This is a genomic window from Pseudoalteromonas sp. MM1 (assembly GCF_030296835.1).
Lineage (GTDB): Bacteria > Pseudomonadota > Gammaproteobacteria > Enterobacterales > Alteromonadaceae > Pseudoalteromonas.
Genome location: NZ_AP027922.1, coordinates 629,399 through 651,156, shown reverse-complemented (window position 1 = coordinate 651,156; position 21,758 = coordinate 629,399). Strand labels below are relative to the sequence as shown.

19 protein-coding genes are annotated in these 21,758 nt (G+C 41.9%); 15 read left to right on the top strand and 4 right to left on the bottom strand.

The genetic code is table 11. From position 1 onward, the window contains the following. The first annotated feature begins 61 nt into the window (after positions 1-61). From QUE46_RS02850 to ruvX, 5 genes are all read left to right on the top strand, one after another. Positions 62-538 carry a hypothetical protein gene (locus QUE46_RS02850; RefSeq protein ID WP_286246136.1) on the top strand — a complete coding sequence of 159 codons (477 nt, stop codon included), beginning with the start codon at positions 62-64 and terminating at the stop codon, positions 536-538. Between the two features lie 72 nt (positions 539-610). Continuing rightward, positions 611-1,345, top strand: a complete 735-nt coding sequence (rsmE, locus tag QUE46_RS02845) for a 16S rRNA (uracil(1498)-N(3))-methyltransferase (RefSeq protein ID WP_286246135.1) — start codon at positions 611-613, stop codon at positions 1,343-1,345. Positions 1,346-1,399: 54 nt separating this feature from the next. Further along, positions 1,400-2,350 (top strand): glutathione synthase, encoded by a 951-nt coding sequence (gene gshB, locus QUE46_RS02840; RefSeq protein WP_286246134.1) that lies wholly within the window; start codon positions 1,400-1,402, stop codon positions 2,348-2,350. Positions 2,351-2,474: 124 nt separating this feature from the next. Then, positions 2,475-3,032 (top strand): YqgE/AlgH family protein, encoded by a 558-nt coding sequence (locus tag QUE46_RS02835; RefSeq protein WP_286246133.1) that lies wholly within the window; start codon positions 2,475-2,477, stop codon positions 3,030-3,032. A gap of 9 nt (positions 3,033-3,041) precedes the next feature. Continuing rightward, positions 3,042-3,491, top strand: coding sequence for a Holliday junction resolvase RuvX (gene ruvX / locus QUE46_RS02830; RefSeq protein WP_286246132.1), 450 nt, complete (start codon positions 3,042-3,044; stop codon positions 3,489-3,491). 86 nt (positions 3,492-3,577) lie between these two features. Here ruvX and QUE46_RS02825 read toward each other — a convergent pair whose 3' ends face one another. Both QUE46_RS02825 and QUE46_RS02820 read right to left on the bottom strand, forming a co-directional pair. After that, positions 3,578-4,711 carry a PilT/PilU family type 4a pilus ATPase gene (locus QUE46_RS02825; protein ID WP_286246131.1) on the bottom strand — a complete coding sequence of 378 codons (1,134 nt, stop codon included), beginning with the start codon at positions 4,709-4,711 and terminating at the stop codon, positions 3,578-3,580. A 9-nt stretch (positions 4,712-4,720) separates the two neighbouring features. Then, on the bottom strand, positions 4,721-5,761 hold the full coding sequence (locus QUE46_RS02820) for a type IV pilus twitching motility protein PilT (RefSeq protein ID WP_004586840.1): 1,041 nt from the start codon (positions 5,759-5,761) through the stop codon (positions 4,721-4,723). Positions 5,762-5,763: 2 nt separating this feature from the next. Here QUE46_RS02820 and QUE46_RS02815 point away from each other — a divergent pair, with 2 nt between their 5' ends. The 8 genes from QUE46_RS02815 (at position 5,764) to QUE46_RS02780 (ending at position 12,785) form a co-directional block, all read left to right on the top strand. Then, entirely contained in the window at positions 5,764-6,477 is a 714-nt protein-coding gene (locus QUE46_RS02815) for a YggS family pyridoxal phosphate-dependent enzyme (RefSeq protein WP_286246130.1), read from the top strand. Positions 6,478-6,494: 17 nt separating this feature from the next. Next, on the top strand, positions 6,495-7,316 hold the full coding sequence (gene proC, locus QUE46_RS02810) for a pyrroline-5-carboxylate reductase (protein ID WP_004586838.1): 822 nt from the start codon (positions 6,495-6,497) through the stop codon (positions 7,314-7,316). A 26-nt stretch (positions 7,317-7,342) separates the two neighbouring features. After that, positions 7,343-7,876, top strand: a complete 534-nt coding sequence (locus tag QUE46_RS02805; protein ID WP_004586837.1) for a YggT family protein — start codon at positions 7,343-7,345, stop codon at positions 7,874-7,876. Positions 7,877-7,932: 56 nt separating this feature from the next. Continuing rightward, the gene (locus tag QUE46_RS02800) at positions 7,933-8,376 is read left to right on the top strand and encodes a DUF4426 domain-containing protein (protein ID WP_286246129.1); all 444 of its coding nucleotides are present in this window, start codon (positions 7,933-7,935) and stop codon (positions 8,374-8,376) included. 4 nt (positions 8,377-8,380) lie between these two features. Beyond that, positions 8,381-8,980, top strand: coding sequence for an XTP/dITP diphosphatase (locus QUE46_RS02795; protein WP_286246128.1), 600 nt, complete (start codon positions 8,381-8,383; stop codon positions 8,978-8,980). After that, a complete protein-coding gene (hemW, locus tag QUE46_RS02790; RefSeq protein ID WP_286246127.1) occupies positions 8,977-10,113 on the top strand; it encodes a radical SAM family heme chaperone HemW in 1,137 nt (378 codons plus the stop codon). Before QUE46_RS02795 ends, hemW begins: the two co-directional genes overlap by 4 nt. A gap of 87 nt (positions 10,114-10,200) precedes the next feature. Beyond that, the gene (locus tag QUE46_RS02785; RefSeq protein ID WP_286246126.1) at positions 10,201-12,033 is read left to right on the top strand and encodes a DUF885 family protein; all 1,833 of its coding nucleotides are present in this window, start codon (positions 10,201-10,203) and stop codon (positions 12,031-12,033) included. Positions 12,034-12,116: 83 nt separating this feature from the next. After that, positions 12,117-12,785 carry a hypothetical protein gene (locus tag QUE46_RS02780; protein WP_286246125.1) on the top strand — a complete coding sequence of 223 codons (669 nt, stop codon included), beginning with the start codon at positions 12,117-12,119 and terminating at the stop codon, positions 12,783-12,785. Here QUE46_RS02780 and QUE46_RS02775 read toward each other — a convergent pair. Beyond that, on the bottom strand, positions 12,782-13,498 hold the full coding sequence (locus tag QUE46_RS02775; RefSeq protein ID WP_286246124.1) for an SIMPL domain-containing protein: 717 nt from the start codon (positions 13,496-13,498) through the stop codon (positions 12,782-12,784). The two genes, QUE46_RS02780 and QUE46_RS02775, sit on opposite strands and share 4 nt — an antisense overlap. Before the next feature lie 114 nt (positions 13,499-13,612). Between QUE46_RS02775 and QUE46_RS02770 the strand changes: the two genes are divergently transcribed. Next, the gene (locus QUE46_RS02770) at positions 13,613-16,282 is read left to right on the top strand and encodes a bifunctional acetate--CoA ligase family protein/GNAT family N-acetyltransferase (protein ID WP_286246123.1); all 2,670 of its coding nucleotides are present in this window, start codon (positions 13,613-13,615) and stop codon (positions 16,280-16,282) included. A gap of 23 nt (positions 16,283-16,305) precedes the next feature. Next, on the top strand, positions 16,306-17,229 hold the full coding sequence (locus tag QUE46_RS02765) for an ion transporter (protein WP_286246122.1): 924 nt from the start codon (positions 16,306-16,308) through the stop codon (positions 17,227-17,229). 5 nt (positions 17,230-17,234) lie between these two features. On the opposite strand, the gene QUE46_RS02760 is transcribed toward QUE46_RS02765, so the two are convergent. Next, positions 17,235-21,743 carry an EAL domain-containing protein gene (locus QUE46_RS02760; protein ID WP_286246121.1) on the bottom strand — a complete coding sequence of 1,503 codons (4,509 nt, stop codon included), beginning with the start codon at positions 21,741-21,743 and terminating at the stop codon, positions 17,235-17,237. Positions 21,744-21,758 lie beyond the last annotated feature (15 nt).

The window sequence follows — 21,758 nt, the reverse complement described above, 5'->3', positions numbered from 1 at the left end:
TGCCAAGCGCCCCGTATTTAGTTAACTGGCATTACAAATTTGCATAACGCAACGGGGCCCTATGTCATTTGAAGTTACTAACTATTTGTTAATTGATATAGATAACGAATTTAGTCGAACATTTGCCGAGCATTACTTTAAGCGCGCAACACCCAATACCGCCAGCACCTTAATCGTTGCAGGTAGTAATACCCGTAAGCTTGTAAAGATGATGTTTGACGAACTTATTAAAGATTATTGCTATTGCGACCTAGAAAATGAAATTAGCGTATCTGAACTTGCCAGCTATATGCATGAGCACCACGATATTCAAGGTGTTTTATTCAACAAAACTGATTACTTACTTGCCAGCGATAACCAACGCTTTATATATAACTCTCTGCATGAAAAACGCTACCTAGTCAGTATTGATGACAGCGGCTATACATTTAATCGTATTACTGACGAAGGCTTTAAAAATCACCTATCGTGCGATACAGAAATTGCTGAAACACCCAAAGATTTAATCGCCCTTGCCAATACACTTAAACAAAAATAAATAATTGCGTACAACGCGCTGCTTACTTACCATAGCGACATACACCTTTACGCTATAAAATAAGTGACTTTCATGCGAGTACCTCATATTTATCAGGCATCAAGTATTGCCTTAAACACCCCGGTTTCTTTAAACGATGATGCAGCCGGCCATATTGGCCGTGTATTGCGCATGAAAGTAGGCGAACATGTGTCTATTTTTAATGGCGAAGGCGGTGAATACTTCAGTGAAATTATTGAAGTAACAAAAAAATCAGTTGTTGTTATGCCACTGCGTTTTGATGAACATGATGTCGAATCTGAGCTTAAAATTCATTTAGGGCAATGTGTATCACGTGGCGATAAAATGGACTTTACTATCCAAAAATCTGTTGAGCTGGGTATTACTGAAATCACCCCTATTTTTAGCCAGCGCTGCGGCGTTAAACTCAGTGGCGACCGCTTAGAGAAAAAACACCAACAATGGCAAAAAATTGCAATTTCAGCTGCCGAGCAATCGGGGCGCAACTTTGTGCCTGTTGTACACACACCGATTGATTTAAAGCAATGGCTTGAGCAACAAACAAACGCCATTAAGCTCACTTTGCACCCTCGTGCTGAGCACAGTATTAAAACAATAACCGTTCCAAGCGCCGGTGTGCGCTTTTTAGTTGGTCCTGAAGGGGGCTTTACCGATGAAGAAATGCTGCAAACTAAAGATCAGCACTTTGTAGATATTCGCTTAGGGCCACGTGTTTTGCGAACAGAAACAGCTGCTTTAACGGTCTTAAGTGCATTACAGTTACAATTTGGCGACTTAGCTAATTGAAATAACTAAAAGCACCCTCATATAAACACTAATATTTATAGTAAGGCATAGCGCATGGCAATTAAGTTAGGAATTATCTCTGATCCTATTAGTGGATTTAACATCAAAAAAGACACCGGTTTTGCAATGATGATGCAAGCGCAGGAGCGTGGTTACGAAATTTACTACATGGAGATGGATGATTTATCACTTCGCCAAGGTAAGTCGTATGCAACCGCAGCGAAAGCGCAAGTATTTAATAACACCGAAAAGTGGTATGAGCTTGAAGAAAAAACCACAATAGCCCTTGCCGACCTAGACGTTATTTTAATGCGAAAAGATCCACCGTTCGACACGGAATACATTTACGCAACATATATATTAGAGCGTGCAGAGCAAGAAGGTACGTTAATTATTAATAAACCACAAAGCCTGCGCGATGCTAACGAAAAGCTATTTACAGCGTGGTTTAGCGAGCACACCCCCGATACATTAGTAACTCGCAGCCAAGCGCAAATACGTGCGTTTTTAGCCGAGCACAAAGACATTATTTTAAAACCACTTGATGGCATGGGTGGCGCGTCTATTTTCCGCATTAAAGAAGATGATGCAAACATTGGTGTTATTTGTGAAACGCTCACCGAGCACGGTAGCCGTTTTGCTATGGTGCAAAATTATATACCAGAGATCAAACAAGGCGATAAACGCGTATTGGTTGTTGATGGTGAAGTAATCCCGTACTGTTTAGCGCGTATCCCACAAAACGGTGAAACCCGGGGTAATTTAGCAGCAGGCGGTCGCGGTGAAGCGCGCCCTCTTAGCGAGTCAGACCTTAAAATAGCCCAAGCAGTTGCCCCTACCCTTAAAGAAAAAGGCTTGGTGTTTGTAGGGCTAGATATTATTGGCGACAAGCTCACCGAAATTAATGTAACTGCACCAACGTGTGTACGTGAAATTGAAGCCGCTTACGATATATCTATAACCGGTATTTTGTTTGATGCCATCGAGCGCAAGCTTGCTAAATAAACACCATAGGAAAGTTCATTAATTTAAGTATTTCATACAATTAATGGACTTTTTATACGCTACGTATATATCTATGCCATACTCAAAGTTCAATTAGTATTCATAAACTAAAAGGGTGAAATCTATGCAATCATTAGAAAATCATTTTTTAATCGCAATGCCGTCGATGCAAGACCCTTTTTTTAAACGTGCCGTTACCTATATTTGTGAGCACAATGAAGATGGGGCTATGGGATTGGTGATCAACCAGCCTATTGATGTAACCGTTGGTGAGCTTTTAGATAAAATAGAAATAGACAACGACAAAACCCAACAAGCTGCGCAAGTCTCTGTGTTTGCAGGTGGTCCGGTTAAAACCGACCGAGGTTTTGTACTTCATTCACCTCAGCCTGGTTACTCTGCAAGCCAAAAGCTTAGCAGTGAAATAATGATCACCACATCAAAAGATGTACTTGCTAACCTGACCACCGCCCATGCGCCTGAGCAATTTATTATTACGCTTGGTTATTCGGGCTGGGAACAAGGACAACTTGAACAAGAGCTTTTAGATAATAGTTGGTTGATCATTAAAGCCGATCCGAAGATCATTTTTGATACGCCGGTAGAAAAACGCTGGGAAAAAGCAGTTTCGATGCTGGGCTTTGATGTTAGCCAGCTTTGCAGCGAAGCTGGACACGCTTAAAGAACGATAATGACGAAAAAAAACCTTAAGCCGCAAGGCCAGCGCACCGTAATGGGCTTTGACTTTGGCACCAAGAGCATTGGTATAGCCATAGGACAAGAGCTCACAGGTAGTGCGTCTAGCCTTAAAGCAGTAAAAGCCCAAGATGGTATTCCTAATTGGGATCATATTGCGGTTCAAGTTAAAGAGTGGCAACCCGACTTAATGGTGGTGGGCTTGCCACTTAATATGGATGGCACCTCGCAAGAGGTAACCTTTAAGGCTAAAAAGTTTGCTAACCGCTTGCACAACCATTACGGCATACCGGTGCATACACAAGATGAGCGACTCACAACCGCCGATGCAAAAGCCCGTTTATTTGAGCACGGCGGCTATAAAAATTTAGGTAAAGGAAATGTCGATAATATGTCGGCAGTGATTATTTTAGAAAGCTTTTTTGAAGCCAGTTATGGTGAATAACTTCCTTAAAACAAAAAGCGCCAATAGGCGCTTTTTTTATGCATTAAATAATTAAAAATGAGTAACTTACCTACACATACTGTAGGTTAATTACCGTTTTTATCATCGAGTCCATCAATGGTTACACCTTGTAAAAAGCCTGCGCCTTGTTGCTCGTTATTGCGCAGCTTAATCATTAAGCGTAAATCGTTTGGCGAATCAGCATGATGCAGCGCATCGGCGTAATTAATACGTTGCTGTTTATATAGCTCAAATAAGGCTTGGTCAAAGGTTTGCATACCCATTTCTTTAGACTTAGACATAGCCTCTTTAATGCCACCAATATCCCCATTTTTAATTAGCTCTGCCACCATGGGTGAGTTTAATAATATTTCAATCGCGGCAACTCGCCCTTCCCCATCAGACGTTGGAATAAGCTGCTGAGCAACAATGGCGCGTAAATTTAGCGCTAAGTCGTACTTGAGCTTGTCGTGCTTTTCTTTAGGGACTAAGTGCATAATACGGTCAATGGCTTGGTTGGCATTATTAGCATGCAGTGTAGCCACACATAAGTGGCCCGTCTCGGCAAAGCTCAGTGCGTATTCCATGGTCTCTTGTGAGCGTATTTCACCAATTAAAATAACATCGGGAGCTTGGCGTAAAGAGCTTTTTAGTGCCGATTCAAAGCTGTCGGTATCAAGCCCTACTTCGCGCTGAGTAATAATACTTTTACGGTGCTCGTGTACAAACTCAATTGGGTCTTCAATAGTGAGTATATGGCCGCGTTGGTTGCGGTTTCTGTAGCCAATTAAAGCAGCCAATGAGGTTGATTTACCTGTGCCAGTTCCCCCCACAAACAGCACTAACCCGCGCTTAGCCATAATTACATCGGTAAGTGTTGAGGGCAGGCCTAAATCACTTACATCAGGTATTTGCGTTACAATACGGCGAATAACCATACCCGCTCTATCACGCTGCCAAAAAGCCGATATACGAAAACGCCCTTCGTCTGTGGCTATCGCAAAGTTACACTCTTTAGTGGTATGAAATTCGTTTTTTTGTTTATCGCTCATCGCTGACTCGACAAGCGCAAGCGATTGCTCATCAGTTAGCTTATCGTCGCTAAGAGCGATAAGCTCACCATTAATTTTTGCGCTGACTGGCAATTGGCTAGAAACAAATAAATCCGAGCCTTTTTTCTCAATCATTATTTGCAAAAAGTGATTTAAAGATAAATTCATAATATGTCCTTAGCCACCAAACTGGGTTTTATCTTGGGCTTTTTCTTTTGCGGCTGCGGTTGTCACAATGCCGTGATTAACTAAATTGTTTAAACATTGATCCATGGTTTGCATACCGTGTGATGCACCCGTTTGAATAGACGAATACATTTGTGCAATTTTATCTTCACGTATTAAGTTACGAATCGCCGGCACACCAATCATAATTTCGTGCGCGGCCACTCGTCCACCGCCAATTTTTTTAAGCAGTGTTTGCGAAATAACGGCACGTAACGACTCAGAAAGCATTGAGCGCACCATATCTTTTTCTTCACCTGGGAATACATCAATAATACGGTCAATGGTTTTTGGTGCCGAGGTGGTGTGTAGCGTACCAAACACTAAGTGACCGGTTTCAGCGGCGGTCATCGCAAGGCGAATGGTTTCTAAGTCACGTAGCTCACCGACAAGTATTACATCGGGGTCTTCACGCAGCGCGCTGCGCAATGCATTAGAAAAGCTGTGCGTATCTCGGTGCACTTCACGTTGGTTAATAAGGCTGAGTTTATTATCGTGAACAAATTCGATAGGATCTTCAATGGTGAGGATATGGTGATGTTTTGTTTGATTTATATAATCGACCATAGCCGCAAGTGTTGTTGATTTACCTGAACCCGTTGGGCCGGTAACCAATACTAAACCACGCGGGTTATCGGATATTGTTTTAAAAATATCTGGCGCACCTAAATCCTCAAGCGTCAGTACATCGCTTGGGATGGTACGAAACACCGCTGCAGGGCCGCGGTTTGAGTTAAATGCGTTAACACGAAAACGCGCAAGGTTAGGCACTTCAAACGAAAAATCCACTTCTAGGTTTTGTTCGTAGTCCTTGCGCTGATTATCGTTCATAATGTCGTAAACAAGGCTGTTTACGTCTTTGTCTGCAAGTGCAGGTATATTAATGCGGCGAACATCACCATCTACGCGTATCATAGGTGAAACACCTGACGATAAGTGTAAATCAGATGCTTTGTGTTGCACACTAAACGCTAATAATTCGGTAATATCCATTTATGACTCCACAACTAACTGATAAATATATGGTTACAATAGCAGAACGACTCACATCCGCCTACGCTAGAATTGCCAGCGCGGCAAATAATGCCAAGCGTAGTAGTAACGAAATTACACTACTGGCGGTATCTAAAACAAAGCCTAGCGACGACATTATTGCCGCTTACGAGCATGGCCAACGCCAATTTGGTGAGTCATATGTTCAAGAGGCTGTAGATAAAATAGCTCAACTAAACACATTTAGCGATATCATTTGGCATTTCATTGGCCCAATTCAATCAAATAAAAGCGCCCTTGTTGCCGCTAATTTTGACTGGGTACAAAGCGTAGATAGAGTAAAAATAGCTAAGCGTTTAAACACTCAGCGCCCCGCTGATAAACCCCCTTTAAACGTGCTTATTCAGGTAAATATAAGCGCCGAGGAGGCTAAGTCGGGCTGTAGCATTGAGCAAATACCCGAGCTAGCTGAGTTTATTGACCAATGTGAGCAACTCACTTTGCGTGGTTTAATGGCTATTCCTGCTAAAAGCGACGACCTGAGTGAGCAAAGTCAATCTTTTGAGCAATTACAAACTTGCTTTGATAAACTAAAGGCCCAATATCCTCATATAGATACGTTGTCGATGGGGATGAGCAATGATGTTGAAGCTGCTATTAGCGCAGGTTCAACCATGGTGAGGATCGGCACAGATATTTTTGGAACTCGAACTTAAAAGGTGATAACAGACATATGTCAGATAAAACAATCGCATTTATAGGCACAGGTAACATGAGCTACGCCATTATTGGTGGCATGGTAAAAAACGGTTTTAATGCAAACAACATTATTGCGACAAACCGCAACCAAGAAAAGCTTGCCAAGGTAGCAGACGATTTCAAGGTGAAAACCACCAGCGACAATAACGAAGCCTTACGCGATGCTGATGTCATTGTATTGTCTGTTAAACCACAAATGATGGGCGATTTATGTAAATCGTTTCAGGAATCGGGTATCGACTTTAGTGATAAACTGTTTATCTCGGTAGCGGCTGGCTTAACCGTTAAACGTTTACGCGAAATGCTTGGCCAAAACGTTAAAATGGTACGTTGTATGCCAAACACGCCATCACTACTTGGCCGTGGTGTATCGGGTTTATTTGGCGCAGATGAAACAGCCGAGGAGCACGACTTTGTACAACAAGTGTTTGAGTGCACTGGTATTGTTGTTTGGGTTGAGCAAGAGTCGCAAATTAACGATGTCATTGCAGTAACCGGCTCATCGCCAGCTTACTTTTTCTTATTTATGGAAGCAATTGAAGAAAAAGCGAAAGCACTTGGCTTTAACGATGAAGATGCGCGTCGCTTAGTACAGCAAACTGCGCTGGGTGCAGCCGAAATGGCCCTTAGCCAACCAGAGATAAGCATTTCGCAATTACGCGCTAATGTAACCTCTAAAGGCGGTACTACACATGCCGCAGTTGAACATTTAAAAGGCGAAGGCCTAGTGCAAACAGTTAGCGATGCAATGGATGCGTGTATTGCGCGTGCGATGCAAATGGAAAAAGAACTTTAAAACTACTTTTTATTGAAGGTTACACTATGAATGCCATGCAATTTTTGATCAGTACCCTGTTTGATTTGTTTTTAATGGTGGTACTACTGCGTTTTTGGCTGCAGTGGGCAAAAGCCGACTTTTACAACCCAATGAGCCAATTTGTGGTTAAAGCAACGTCGTTTGCAGTTAACCCATTGCGTAAAATTATACCTGGCCTAGGAGGGCTTGATTTAGCCTCGCTATTGCTGGCATTTATTGTAGCCGTTGCCAAAATTAGTACTTTAATGCTGGTAATATACGGCGCATGGGCTGCGCAACCTGTGTTTATACAAGCACTTATTACCGTACTTAAAGAAGGCTTAAACCTTGTATTTTGGGTATTGATTATTCGCGCTATTTTAAGCTGGGTAAGTCAAGGTTATAACCCAATAGAAGCGGTTTTCCATCAGCTTACTGAGCCAATGCTCAAGCCACTTCGTAAAATTATTCCACCAATGGGTGGCTTAGATTTATCGGTGCTTGTACTAATTATCGGTATTCAATTTTTACAAATGCTGCTAATGGACTTTTTAGCCTAAATTTTTGTTATAAGCAAAAGAGGCCCTTTGGCCTCTTTTTTATATAGGACACCACAATGAACCGTTTAATTAAATTTTGCTTTATTAGTTTTTTAGCCTTTGCCTTTAACGCCCACAGTGAAGACATGCAAGGCGCACAGTACAAAGAGCTGGGCCCTTGGCAAGTGCATTATATTGCTTTTCCATCTACTTTTATTCAGCCACAAATAGCAAAAACCTATGGCCTGGAGCGTAGTGGTTATAAAGGCATTGTTAATATTTCAGTACTAAAAAATAACAGCGATAAAACCGCGCAAACTGTAAAACTAAGCGGCATAGCAAAAAATCTACTTGGTAATAAACAAACCCTTACTTTTAAAGAAGTAAAAGAAGGTGACTCAATTTACTACCTTGCACAAGTAAACTATACCAACGAAGAGATTTTACGTTTTGAGATAAACATCCAGCAAGGTAGTCAGTCTCAAAAACTCACGTTTCAGCAAAAATTTTACGTAGATTAAAAACATGACCAAAACATTAGTGCTTGCCACAGGCAACCCTGGCAAAGTTAACGAGCTGGCCAATATGCTTAGCCCGCTTAATATAAATGTGCTTCCGCAAAGCGATTTTAACGTAGGCGAAGTAGCCGAAACCGGCACCACCTTTGTAGAGAACGCGATAATTAAAGCCCGCCATGCTGCTAAAATTACCGGCATGCCAGCCATTGCAGATGACTCAGGCTTAGAGGTAGATGGCTTAAATGGTGCACCAGGGGTGTACTCTGCGCGGTTTGCCGGTGAAAACGCAAGCGATCAAGACAATATAGATAAGCTGCTTAATGATTTAGGTAACAACCCTAACCGTAAAGCGCGTTTTTGGTGTGTATTAGTATTAATGCGCCACGCCGATGACCCTACCCCGCTTATTTGCAGCGCAAGTTGGGAGGGAGAAATTACACAAACCCAAAATGGAGAAGGTGGCTTTGGTTACGATCCGGTATTTTTTGTTGCTGAGCAAAACTGTACCAGCGCCGAGCTCACCAAAGAGCAAAAAAATGCAGTGAGCCATCGCGGCCAAGCACTTAAAAAATTACTACTAGAGCTACAAAGCAAAGGCGGCCTGTGAACCTTCCACCACTGAGCTTATATGTGCACGTACCTTGGTGCGTGCAAAAATGTCCCTATTGCGATTTTAATAGCCATGGGCAAAAAGGCGACATTCCTGAAGCTGAATATGTTCAACATTTAATTGACGACTTAAAAGCCGATTTGCACTTGGTGCAAGGGCGCAAAATTCACAGCATTTTTATTGGTGGCGGCACACCAAGCTTATTAACGGGTGATGCTTATACCCGCTTATTAAATGAAGTTAATAACCTAATTGGCCTTAGTGATAACTGCGAAATAACCCTTGAGGCAAACCCTGGAACCGTAGAAACCGGACGTTTTAAAGAGTATGTAAAAGCGGGTATTAACCGTATTTCTATTGGCGTGCAAAGCATGCAAAACGACAAGTTAAAAGCGCTTGGCCGTATTCATGGCGCCGATGAAGCGCACTACGCTGCAGAGCAAGCTAAGCAAGCCGGGCTAAACAGTTTTAACCTTGATTTAATGCATGGCTTACCTGGGCAAAGCCTCGACGATGCCCTGAGCGATTTAAAAAAAATAATAGCTTTAAACCCGCCACATATATCTTGGTATCAGCTCACTATTGAGCCAAATACACAGTTTGCTTCAAAACCACCAACTTTGCCACAAGATGAAACCCTATGGGATATTCAAGAACAAGGCCAAGCGCTGCTTGCCCAAGCCGGTTACTTACAATACGAAATATCTGGCTATGCAAAGCCAGGCTTTCAATGCCAACATAACTTGAATTATTGGCGTTTTGGCGATTATCTCGGTATTGGCTGTGGCGCTCATGGTAAGGTTACTGATGCAAAAACAGGCATTATTACCCGTACTGAAAAAATTAAGCATCCGCGTGGTTACATGGATATGCTTAAGCCGTACTTGTATAAAAGCTGGCAAGTAGAGCAAGAAGATTTAGCCTTTGAATTTTTTATGAATCGTTTTCGCTTAGTAGAGCCTTGCCCAATCAAAGATTTCAGTGCGCTGACTAGTCAGCCGCTACAAAGCCAGCAAGCGGCTTTAACAAAAGCGATAGACGCAGGATTATTAATACAAGAAAACGGCCACTGGCAAGTAAGCCTTAAAGGGCATCGTTTTTTAAATGACCTGCTAGAATTGTTCGTGTAGTGGTTTTAACCACGCGCGATAAACATAAAATACAAGCAAATAAATATAATACACCCTAATGGGTTTCTAACAACAAAAGGGAAAACAATGCGTAAACTTACCTTTATTGCAGCGGCCGTGAGCGTTGCTATTTTAGCCGGCTGCCAGCAGGCACCAAAACAAACAACCCCAGCGCCTGCAGTTCAAGCGCAACCTGTGCAAAGCGAAATCGACAAAGCTAATGCGTTTTTTGAAGATACCTTTAACCGCGATGTAATGAACAGCCCGGTTTACCAAACTTACATGGGTATTAAAAAAGATTACGATAAATGGGATGATGGCAGCGAAGAACAAAAACTAAAAGACTTAGCACAAGCTAAAGAAGATTTAGTCACTCTAAATGCTATCAATCGCGACCTACTCGATGATGCAACAAAAGTAAGCTACGACTTAAAAAAACAAGATTTAGAAAGCTCAATTGCTGATTTTAAATGGCGTTACCATAATTACCCAGTTAACCAAATGTTTGGTACACACTCTATGGTACCTGCATTTTTAATTAACCAGCACTCAATTAGTAACGTTAAAGAAGCAAAAGACTATATTGCACGTTTAAACGGTGTACCTACAGTATTTGACCAGCTAATTACTGATTTAGAAACCCGTGCAGATAAGGGTATTATTGCGCCTAAATTTGTGTTCCCACATGTAATTGATTCGAGCAAAAACATCATTCATGGCGCGCCATTTGAAAAAGGTGAAGACTCAACGCTATTAGCCGACTTTAAACGTAAAGTAAGCGCCCTTGAAATTAGCCAAGATGAAAAAGACGCCTTAATTGGCGATGCAACTGATGCATTAAAATCAGCAGTTAAGCCTTCTTACTCTAAGTTAATTAATTACTTAGCACAGCTTGAAAAACGTGCTGACAACCGCGATGGTGCATGGAAACTGCCTGACGGCGAAACGTTTTACAATAACGCACTTAAGCGCACCACAACAACTGACTTAACCGCTAAAGAAATTCATGCCATTGGCCTTGCTGAAGTAAAACGCATTCATGATGAAATGCGTGAAATTAAAGACAAAGTAGGCTTTAAAGGTGATTTAAAAGCGTTTATGCAGTTTATGAAAACGGATAAACAATTTTATTATGCCAATGACGAGCAAGGTAAGCAGCGTTATTTAGATGAAGCCACTGGCCTGATCAATACCATGAAAACTCGCCTAGATGAGCTATTTATTGTTAAGCCAAAGGCTGATCTTAAAGTTAAAGCCGTTGAAGCATTCCGCGAAAAAGCAGCAGGTAAAGCATTTTACCAACAACCTGCGCCAGATGGCTCACGCCCTGGTATTTACTACGCAAACCTTTACGACATGGAAGCAATGCCAACGTACCAAATGGAAGCATTAGCGTACCATGAGGGTATTCCGGGTCATCATATGCAAATTGCTATCTCTCAAGAGCTTGAAGGTGTACCTAAGTTCCGTAAGTTTGGTGGCTACACAGCATACATTGAAGGTTGGGGCTTATACTCAGAGTACATTCCTAAAGAAATGGGCCTGTATTCAGACCCTTACTCAGACTTTGGTCGCCTTTCTATGGAATTATGGCGTGCGTGTCGCTTAGTTGTTGATACGGGTATTCATGCAATGAAATGGACTCGCCAAGAGGGTATTGATTACTACGTAAATAATACGCCTAACGCAACATCTGACGGTGTTAAAATGGTTGAGCGTCACATTGTAATGCCATCGCAAGCGACAGCTTATAAAGTGGGTATGCTTAAGATACTAGAGCTGCGCGAAGATGCTAAAAAGCAACTTGGCGACAAATTTGATATTCGTCAGTTCCACGACGTTATACTTAAAAACGGCCCTGTACCACTTAACGTACTAGAGAACTTTGTAAACGAGTGGGTAGCAAGTAAAAAAGCTTAATGCTTGGTTATAAATAGAAAAAGGTCGCTGATGCGGCCTTTTTTGTTTTATAGTAATAAAAACGCTCAAAGGTAGAGTTAAGAATGGATTTAAGCATACAGTTACTTAATGCGCGCATTGCAAAGCATCAGCTAGACGAGCTTGATAACGACTTTAAACAGTTAAGCCCTGCTCAGCAAACATTGCAGCTTAATCATTTATTTCAAAGTGCAGAGCGCATGAGTATTAAATACGACTTTATGCAAAATGTGGCAACACGGATATTAACAACTAACCCTCCACCTGCGCCATTTATAAACCAATTAACAACAACGGACTCATTAACATTTTTTACGCCCGCATTAAAAGCGAATAAAGGGTTTTTAGCACAAGATATGCAAGGCAATAATGTGCTGCACAGTGTATTTAAACACGCCCATGCTCAAAAGCTGCCTTTTAACTACGTGCGCTCATTAATGTTATTCGAGTCTAACGATGAGCTAGCAAAAGCCCTTGTACAAACCAATGCTCTCGGCCTTACCCCTGTTGCTTGTTACATTGCCTATGCCAAAAAGCCCACAACACCTGTTAAGCACGAATTTTCAGCGCTGCTAGCGCTTATGGAAATAGAGCAAAAACAAAACCCAACCGCCAAACAACAGTTGGTAAATACGTTAAAAGGCGCAAATATTAACGAAACCGATATTTTACTTAGTGCCGCTTACCTACAACGTTCAACAGCACACATTGCCCATTTAGTGAGATCGATTTAGTCACTTAAATAATATTCAACACTGGTGACTACCCTCACCTTTTTAATATGCGGGGTATTAGAATCGCGATTGCTAATACTAAATTGCCCTTGGCGAGCCGATTTTATTTTACCAAGCGTTGAGTTAGAGTCCTTAGCAAATTTATTGGCCACTTCTCGGGCTTTTTCTGTTGCCTCTTGCACCATTGCTGGTTTTATATCGTTCAGGCCCGTAAATAAATATTCAACTTTGGTTTCGTAACTATCCTGTACTATTGCAATCCCTTGCTTAGCGAGTTGGCTTACTTTGCTTAATGCGTTTTGTACTTTGTCAGGCGCGTTCGAATACACAATGATATTAGCGCGTACTAAATACCTAAATTTTTGATTATCATTACCATATTCACGGGCTTGCTTATCAATAATCGATTGGCTGCCGGTGCTTATTTCTTCATCATCAAAGCCATGTAGCTTTAAAAAGGCAATAACAGCATCATTTTTTTTCTCAACTCGACTAACCAGTTTTTCTAAGTTGTTGTCTGCATCACTGTATTGCAACGGCCAAATAACCGTATCAGCATTTACTTCACGCTCTGCTAAGCCTTTCACCTGCACACTACGTTCCATGCTTTTTACTTCTACTGCAGCACTTTTAATAATAAAGCCTAATACAATTAAGCTTACACTTAGGCAAATTGCGGCTATAACGGTGTAAAAACCGGGTGTTTTATTCACAAAAAACTCCTTGATTGATATCAATAATAAGCATCTATGCGCTCGAAATAACACAGCAAACAGGGTACATTGAGACTATAAATAACGCAAAATATAATCAGCCAAGGATATGCCATGAGCTTAAAGCGCATCAGCCAATTTTTTAATCCGGCCTCGGTAGCCGTTATTGGCGCCTCGAATACCCCCACACGCGCGGGGTTTGTGGTTATGCGCAATTTATTACAAGGTGGGTTTAAAGGGCCTATTATGCCCGTCACCCCCACCCATAGTGCAGTGCACGGTGTACTTGCCTATCCAGATATTGCCGCGCTGCCCAAAGTGCCCGACTTAGCCGTTATTTGTACTAATAAAAATACCTTATTGAGCATTATCGAGCAGCTAGGCCAGCTTGGCTGTAAAAGTGCTATTGTAATTGCTGATGGGCTCTCATTGAGCCAAAAAGCGGCGTTAAAACGCGCTGCAAATACACATCACGTTACTTTGCTTGGGCCTAATTGTTTAGGATTGCTTATTCCGCATATTGGCTTAAATGCCAGCTTTTCTCACACAGTGGCTGCCCCAGGAAAATTGGCATTCATATCGCAGTCCGCAGCGGTGTGTTCCACTATTTTAGATTGGGCTAAAAATAAAGAAATCGGCTTTTCGTATTTTGTTTCGGTCGGCGATTGTCTAGATATTGATTTTGACGAGCTGCTCGATTTTTTAGGCCGTGATGCTAAAACCAAAGCCATTTTGCTCTACATCGATAATATTGAGGATATTCGCGGGTTTATATCCGCAGCACGGGCAGCGGCATTTAGTAAGCCCGTTATTGCCATTAAAACGGGCAAAACCGGTGCAGGCGCACTGGCCGCAGAAATTCATACCGGTGGCAAACAAAGCTCAGATGCCGTGTACGATGCGCTTTTTCAGCGCGCTGGTATGCTGCGTGTGAGTGATTTGCGCGAACTTTTTGCGGCCACGCAAACGCTCGCTATCCACCCTAAATTATTAAAAGTTGAGCAGTTAACCATTTTAACCAATGGCGGTGGCCCAGGAGTTATGGCGGTCGATGAGCTTATTTTAAATTCGGGCAAGCTTGCCGAGCTCAGCGAGCAGACGCGATCAGCACTAAATAAAGTTATCCCACAGTCAGATACTACATCTAACCCTGTTGATATTTTTGGCGACTCTGCCCCTGCGCGTTACAAACAAGCGTTGGAGATTTTACTACGCGCCGAGGAAGTTAAAAACTTACTTATTATTCATACCCCTTCGGCACTTGCACCAAGTGAAGATTACGCCGATATGATAGTGCAAACCTTGCAAAAAATACCAAAAATGGCGCGCCCCTATGTAATGACCAACTTTATGGGGGAGGATGCGGCTTATGCAGCTAGACGTGTTTGCACTAACCATACTATTCCAACCTATCGTACTCCCGAAGGAGCCGTTGGTGCATTTATGCATTTGGTCAGCTATCGTCGTAATCAAAAGCATTTAACACAAACCCCCGAATCAAACACTGATGATGCAAAAATAAATAAATCAGCTGCCACCACACTAATTAACGAATTTTTAGAAGATGAGCAAAGCTACCTACCCACTCATCAAGCAAGCCAAATACTCAGCCATTATGGTGTTGAGTGTATTCAAACAGAAGTAGCCTACACGCCTACAGAGGCGCGTGAGCAGGCAATTGAACTTGGCTTTCCGGTAGCGTTAAAGCTGATTAGCCCAAGTATTGCCTCAAAATCAGAAGTGGGGGGGGTGGTACTTAACTTAAACGATGCAAACGAGGTTGAGCAAACCGCATTTGCAATGCTGATCCGTATTAAAAACACCTATCCAGATGCGGTGATTGAAGGATTTTCATTACAAAAAATGGCGCCGCGCGCCGGCGCTAATGAGCTTAGAATAGCCATTAAAACCGAGCCTAATTTTGGCCCTGTGATATTACTTGGAGAAGCAGGGAATGGGTTAGAGTATGCCCAAGCAGCCGTTGCTTTGCCGCCACTTAATATGAACTTAGCTAAATACCTTATTGCTGCAGCAAACGATAAAGGCGTATTAAAAGATCGTATTTTGCCAGAAAAAGTCGATAAATATCGCTTGTGCGCCCTGCTTACACGTATATCTCAACTTGTTGTCGATCAACCCGATATAAGTGCCATGGAGCTTAATCCTATTTTAGCCAGCAATGGGCAGTTTTTAGTACTTGATGCCACCATTAGTGTTAATCGTTATCAGGCTCGCAGCGATCGTAAACGTTTATGTATACGCCCTTACCCTATAGACCTTGTAGAAGAAGTAACCCTTAAAAATAATACGCGTGCTACATTAAGGCCTATTCGTCCAGAAGATGAAAAAGCCCACCAAGAGTTTGATCAATCACTCAATAAAGAAGATCGCTACAAACGCTTTTTTGGTGAGCTGCCTCAGTTTAACCACGATCAACTCGCAAAAATGACGCAAATAGATTACGACCGAGAAATGGCCTTTATTGTATGTCAGCGCTTTGAAGGTAAAAGCCGCACGTTAGGCGTAGCACGTGTAATTATGGACCCCGATAATTTACATGCTGAATTTGCCACCGTTGTTCGCTCTGACTATCAAGGTTTAGGACTTGGCACCATACTAATGAGCGCAGCCATAAATCATTGTAAACGCCAAGGCGTAGAAGTAGTTGAAGGCATAACCCTGCCCGAGAACACCGGCATGATAGAGCTTGCCCGTAAGTTAGGCTTTACCATTAGCCGTGATTTTGAAGAAGGCAGCATAAATATGGTGTTAAATTTAAAATAATGAATATAACCCTTAGGCAAAAAATGGCACGCCTTTTTGAAGGTACCGGCGATTATCGCAAAGCGGGGCATAGGCTCGATATAGCGCTTATTAGTTTAATCATGATCAATGTGATTGCCATTGTATTAGAGTCGGTACCAAGCATTAATGAACGCTACTACACGCAGTTTTTACTATTAGAAGTGATCTCGGTGGCTATTTTTAGCCTTGAATATCTTGCTAGGCTCTGGGCCTGTGTCGATAAAAGTAAATACGCAGCTATAAAAGGCTCAAATGCAAAGCGCCGCCTACATTATTTTTTATCACCTTTGGCTCTCATTGATTTAATAGCCATTTTGCCCAGCTTGCTAATGTTTGTGTTTCCGCTGGATTTGCGTTTTTTACGTGTATTAAGGCTACTAAGAGTATTTAAACTCACTCGTTACTCACGTGCAATGCAGTTGTTATTACAAGCATTTAAAGACGAAGCGAGTTCGTTATTAGCCGCATTTTTTATTATGTCGGTACTGCTAATACTTGCCTCCTGCGGTATTTATTTAATAGAGCACGATGTTCAGCCAGATAAGTTTGGCTCTATTCCTGCAGCTATGTGGTGGTCTATGGCGACCCTAACAACGGTCGGTTATGGTGATGTTGTACCGCTGACACCCCTTGGTAAACTATTTGGTGGCGTAGTCACTTTAGTGAGCATGGGAATGGTGGCTATTCCAACAGGCTTGCTTGCTTCCAGTTTTTCGGAGCAAATACGTAAACGCCGGCAATTTTTTGAAGATGCCGTACACGAGCAAATCCATGACGGCTATTTAGATGACTCACAGCGTTTGCACTTAGAGGAGCTGCGCTACAAACTAGGTTTAAGTGTGCTTGAGGCCAATAAAGCAATTAAAACGCAGCTTAATCAACGCAACAGCCATTTATTTTGCCGCCACTGTGGAAAGCGCCCATAGTCATATTATTGAGTGTTAAATAAGGCGGCCCAATCTTGTTTGATCAGTGTGGGCACAGCTTCTATAGGTACTGGCTTACTAAATAAATACCCCTGAAAATGCTTACACCCTAGCTGCTTTAAAAACTGCAACTGTTGTTTGTTTTCAATGCCCTCAGCCACACACTCTTTACCTAAGCTATGAGCTAAGGTAAGTGTTGATTGAATAATGGCTTCATCATCCGTGTCCACGCCAATATCTTGCACAAAGCTTCTATCTATTTTTAGTACATCGATAGGGAAGCGCTTTAAATACGTTAACGAAGCATAGCCTGTTCCAAAGTCATCCATGTACAGTTTACAGCCAAGCTTTTTCAGCATTTCCATACTGTGCAGCGCATGTTTAGAGTCGCGCATTAAAATAGACTCGGTGATTTCAAACACGATGGCTTCTGAGGGCACATTAGCGTGGCTCAGCGCTTTATGTATGTCGGTTACAAGCTCTTCGTATTCAAAATCAAGTGCAGAGAGGTTTATCGACAAGTACAGCTGAGGCGAAATCTCGCGCCATTGTTTAAGCTCTTGCAACGCTCGGGCAAGGGTTTGTAGCATAATTTTTGTAATTAACCCTATGCTCTCAGCCGCTAAAGAAAACTCTTGTGTAGGCACTAAAGTGTTTTCTGGCCAGCGCAACAACACTTCAAAACCTTCAGTTTGTTGAGTGTGCGCATTCACTATAGGTTGGTAGTAATTGCAAAATTCTTGCTCTTGATACGCCTTAGTTAACAAAGACTCTAAATGCAAAGCTTTTTGTACATGCTGGTTCATCTCCTGCTTATAAAACTTATAACTGCTTTCGAGGGACTCTTTTGCATGGTACAAGGCTATACTGGCAGCTTTTAACAACGCAGCATGATCTGCGGCGTCATCAGGTGCTATTGCAACGCCAATGCTTACATTAACGTTTATCACCTGGCCATTAAATTCCATGTTTTGGCTTACAGAATCTATTAATTTAGAGCAAATAAGTAAAACTTCTTCAATTTGTTGTACATCTTCAACCAGCACCACAAATTCATCGCCACCAAAGCGCGCAACACTTGCCGAGGGCCGCAAAGAGCGTTTAATACGTTTAGCCACTTGCTTTATTAGTTCATCAGACACTTCTCGGCCAAATGAGTCGTTAAAGTATTTAAAACGCTTAATATTTAAATGCAGCAGGGCCACTTTACATTGATGATTTTGTGCTTGTTCAATAGCATGCTCAACTCTATCGTTAAACAGCATACGGTTAGGCAAGCCAGTTAATGAGTCATAGTTGGCTAAAATATGAAGCTCATTTTCAGCCAATTTTTGCGCATGAATGTCGGTTAAAATAATAACGTAACTGCTTAAGCGCTGCTCAGTGTCGGCCACTGCGCTTATTTTTACTAACACATGGCGCTGCTCACCACTGGCTAAGGTGACTAAGTCTTCACAGGAAAAATGCTCACCCACATTCAGCTTTTGCATTATCCGTAAATAATCAAAGCGATTACTTCGCGATATGCCTAAATTAAGGGCGCGGCTGGAGCGTGGTTCACTAGGAAAGTTAAAGGCCGTTTGCAACGATTTGTTAGAGGCGCGAACCGTAAAGTTTTTATCAAGAATAAATACCCAATCGCGGGTTTGCTCAAATGCAGCGGTAAATAAACGAGCATGTTCTTCAAACACCATTTCGCGGGTCATATTGGTGTAAGTACCCGCTACTTTTTTAGGAAGTTGTCCGCTCCATTCCACCACTTTGCCAAAGTCTTTATACCAACGCCAATAGCCTTTGGCATGGCGTAAACGATACGTACAATTAAAGTAGCCTTTATCGGTTGATAAAAACTCTAACCATTCTAATCTGAAAAGCGCTTTATCTTGCGGGTGAATTTTAGCTAGGTAATCATCTAAACTCACACTTTCTTGATCATACCCAAGCTCATTACATAAGCGTGGTTGGTAAATACTACTCGATGTAGACTGCCAATCCCACATACCCGACTCACTACCCTCTAAGGCTAGTTTTAATCGCGCTTCACTGTCTTTACTTTCTTTATTTGCGGCCAGTAATATGCGCTGAATTTTGTTGCGGCGCATTACCCAAAAAGCAATAAATGCGATAAACAAAACGCCGTAAAGCACCATAAAATAAGGCGCTCGCCACAGTGGATACTTAACCCGAATTTTTAGCACTGCAGGTGGTGTGTACTTGCCGGTTAACGGATCTTTAGCCCATACTTTGAGCTGATAATTACCTGGGTTTAATTTAGGGAATAACACCCGATTATTATTACGGGTATAGGTTTTTTGGCCGTTATCAAGCTGGTACTCATAAATTATGCGCTCTTGATAGCTAAACGCCATCGCCGAAAATGCGACCTCTAAACCTATATCATCATGATTGAGCACGATTTCATTTAACGGCTGTTTTAAATCGATGGATAAGTCGCGCGACATTAAATCAACCCGAGTTATATTTACATGGTCAATTAATGAATAATAATTTTGATTTTCCATTGGGTGAAAATATGTAACGCCCTTTAAGCTGCCATAGGCAATTCGGCCATCACGTAAGTGGGCCATGGCACTGCTGTTAAATTCAGCCGAAAGTAGCCCCTCAGATGTAGTAAACTGCTGAAAATGAAGTGTTTCTGGGTTTAACCGCCATATACCTTTATGGCTACTCATCCAAATCATGCCATCATCATCCAGCACCATGTTGTAAAGTAAAGTACCTAGCTTATTTTTTTCTAAATCAATGGTGTGTACTAACTTGTAACTGGCTGCATCAAGGCCTATCAACCCAAAATTAGAGAGCGATATCCATAAAATATTGTTGTTATCTACCACGTAAGAAAGCACATTAATAGCCACGTTATCGTGCTGCTTTGGCACTTTGTAAATGCTGTTTAATGCCAATGTGGTTGGGTTTACTTGGTATAAAATACCCGCGTTAAAAAACAGGGGCATATTAGGCTTAGTTGCCAATGCTGGCGAAAAGCCATGCGCCAAAAATGGCTCTATTGTGCTAAAAGCACCTTCTAATCGGGTGAGCTGCTGAGCATCAATATTATATACAAACATACCGTGATCTGAGTGCACATAATACAAGTCACCATTAGGCATTAAGGTTACGCCATGAACCCAGCCTTCTATGAAGGCTCTATTATTGGGGTTTGTTATTGTTGGTTCATTAATTTGGTGTGTTATGGGGTTAAACTCAAACAAGCCTCGGTTTGTATGTAACCAAAGCTTTTGTTTGTAAGGAATAATTTCGTACACGCTAAATTCGGTAGTGAGTAAGTCTACTTTATAGTCTTTTAAGTAAACCTGGCTGGTGTTAGTGGCTAAATCAATTTCAGTTAAGCCATTGTGTGTTGCTAGCCATAGGCTGTTACCGTACTCTGTAATACCCCAAACAGAAGGATGAGAAAGGCCATCGCCGCCCAGTTTACTGCCATCTATGTTGCTAAAGTGATAGGTATTATTAGACAGATAAAATGCACCATCGGTTTTAGTAGCGAGCCAATACCCGCCCGATTTATCTTTCACCATGTCTATCATACTGGTATCAGATAAACTGTATTTACTTTGCGTAATACGGGTGTTTTTTACTAACTCTTTAGTATTTAAGTCAAACTCAAAAAGCCCCTTATTAGTCGCCAGATCTAGCTTTTCACCTTCGTTGATGATGCGCCACACATTTAAATCGGCAATAACAGCTTGGTTTTTAAACGCCAAGTCGGGGCGCTCAAACATGCCAGGCAAGTCGCTAATATCAACCTGATACAAGCCCTTTACAGTGCCGACTAACAACTGATTATTTTCAATTACCGAAAACGATTTAACGTTGTTTTGATAAATATGCTCAGCTTTGCTTTTTAAATGTTGCAGCTCTCTAATTTGCTCAGAGGCAATATCAAACACAAACGCACCATGGCTAGTGCCGATAAAAATATACCCATTGTAATGAAAAAGCTCTCTGACTAAGGTATTTTCGTATTCTTTTGGCAGCTCAAATAAGCTGGTTATTTTACCGGTTTCAATATCTAATTTAGCAAAGTCGCGACCACGTCCAATCCATAAGGTTTTGTCATCAACCGCTGCCATACTAAATACCGACTGGCTTAAAATTTGTTTTTCGCTGGTAGGCTGAGAAATAAATTGCTGGTAGGTGTCGGTACTTGGATCGTATTTGAATAAGCCGGCTAGTAACGATGCTATCCAAATATTGCCTGCGGGGTCTTGGTAAATACAATCAATTATGGCTTCTTCAAGCTCGCCATTAGGGCCATTAATTGCAACTACTTGGTAGCCATCATAGCGGTTTAATCCCCCTTCAGTTGAGAGCCATAGGTAACCGTTATTATCAAGCAGCATCGTGTTCACATAGCTTTGCGAGAGGCCTTCACTAGGAGATAAACGCTTAACTTGTGCGCCAACTTGGCAACTAAATATAGCGATTAAAGCTATAAAGCAACTAATGATCCAATGAACGCCTTTACTCATGGCTTGATCCGTTGT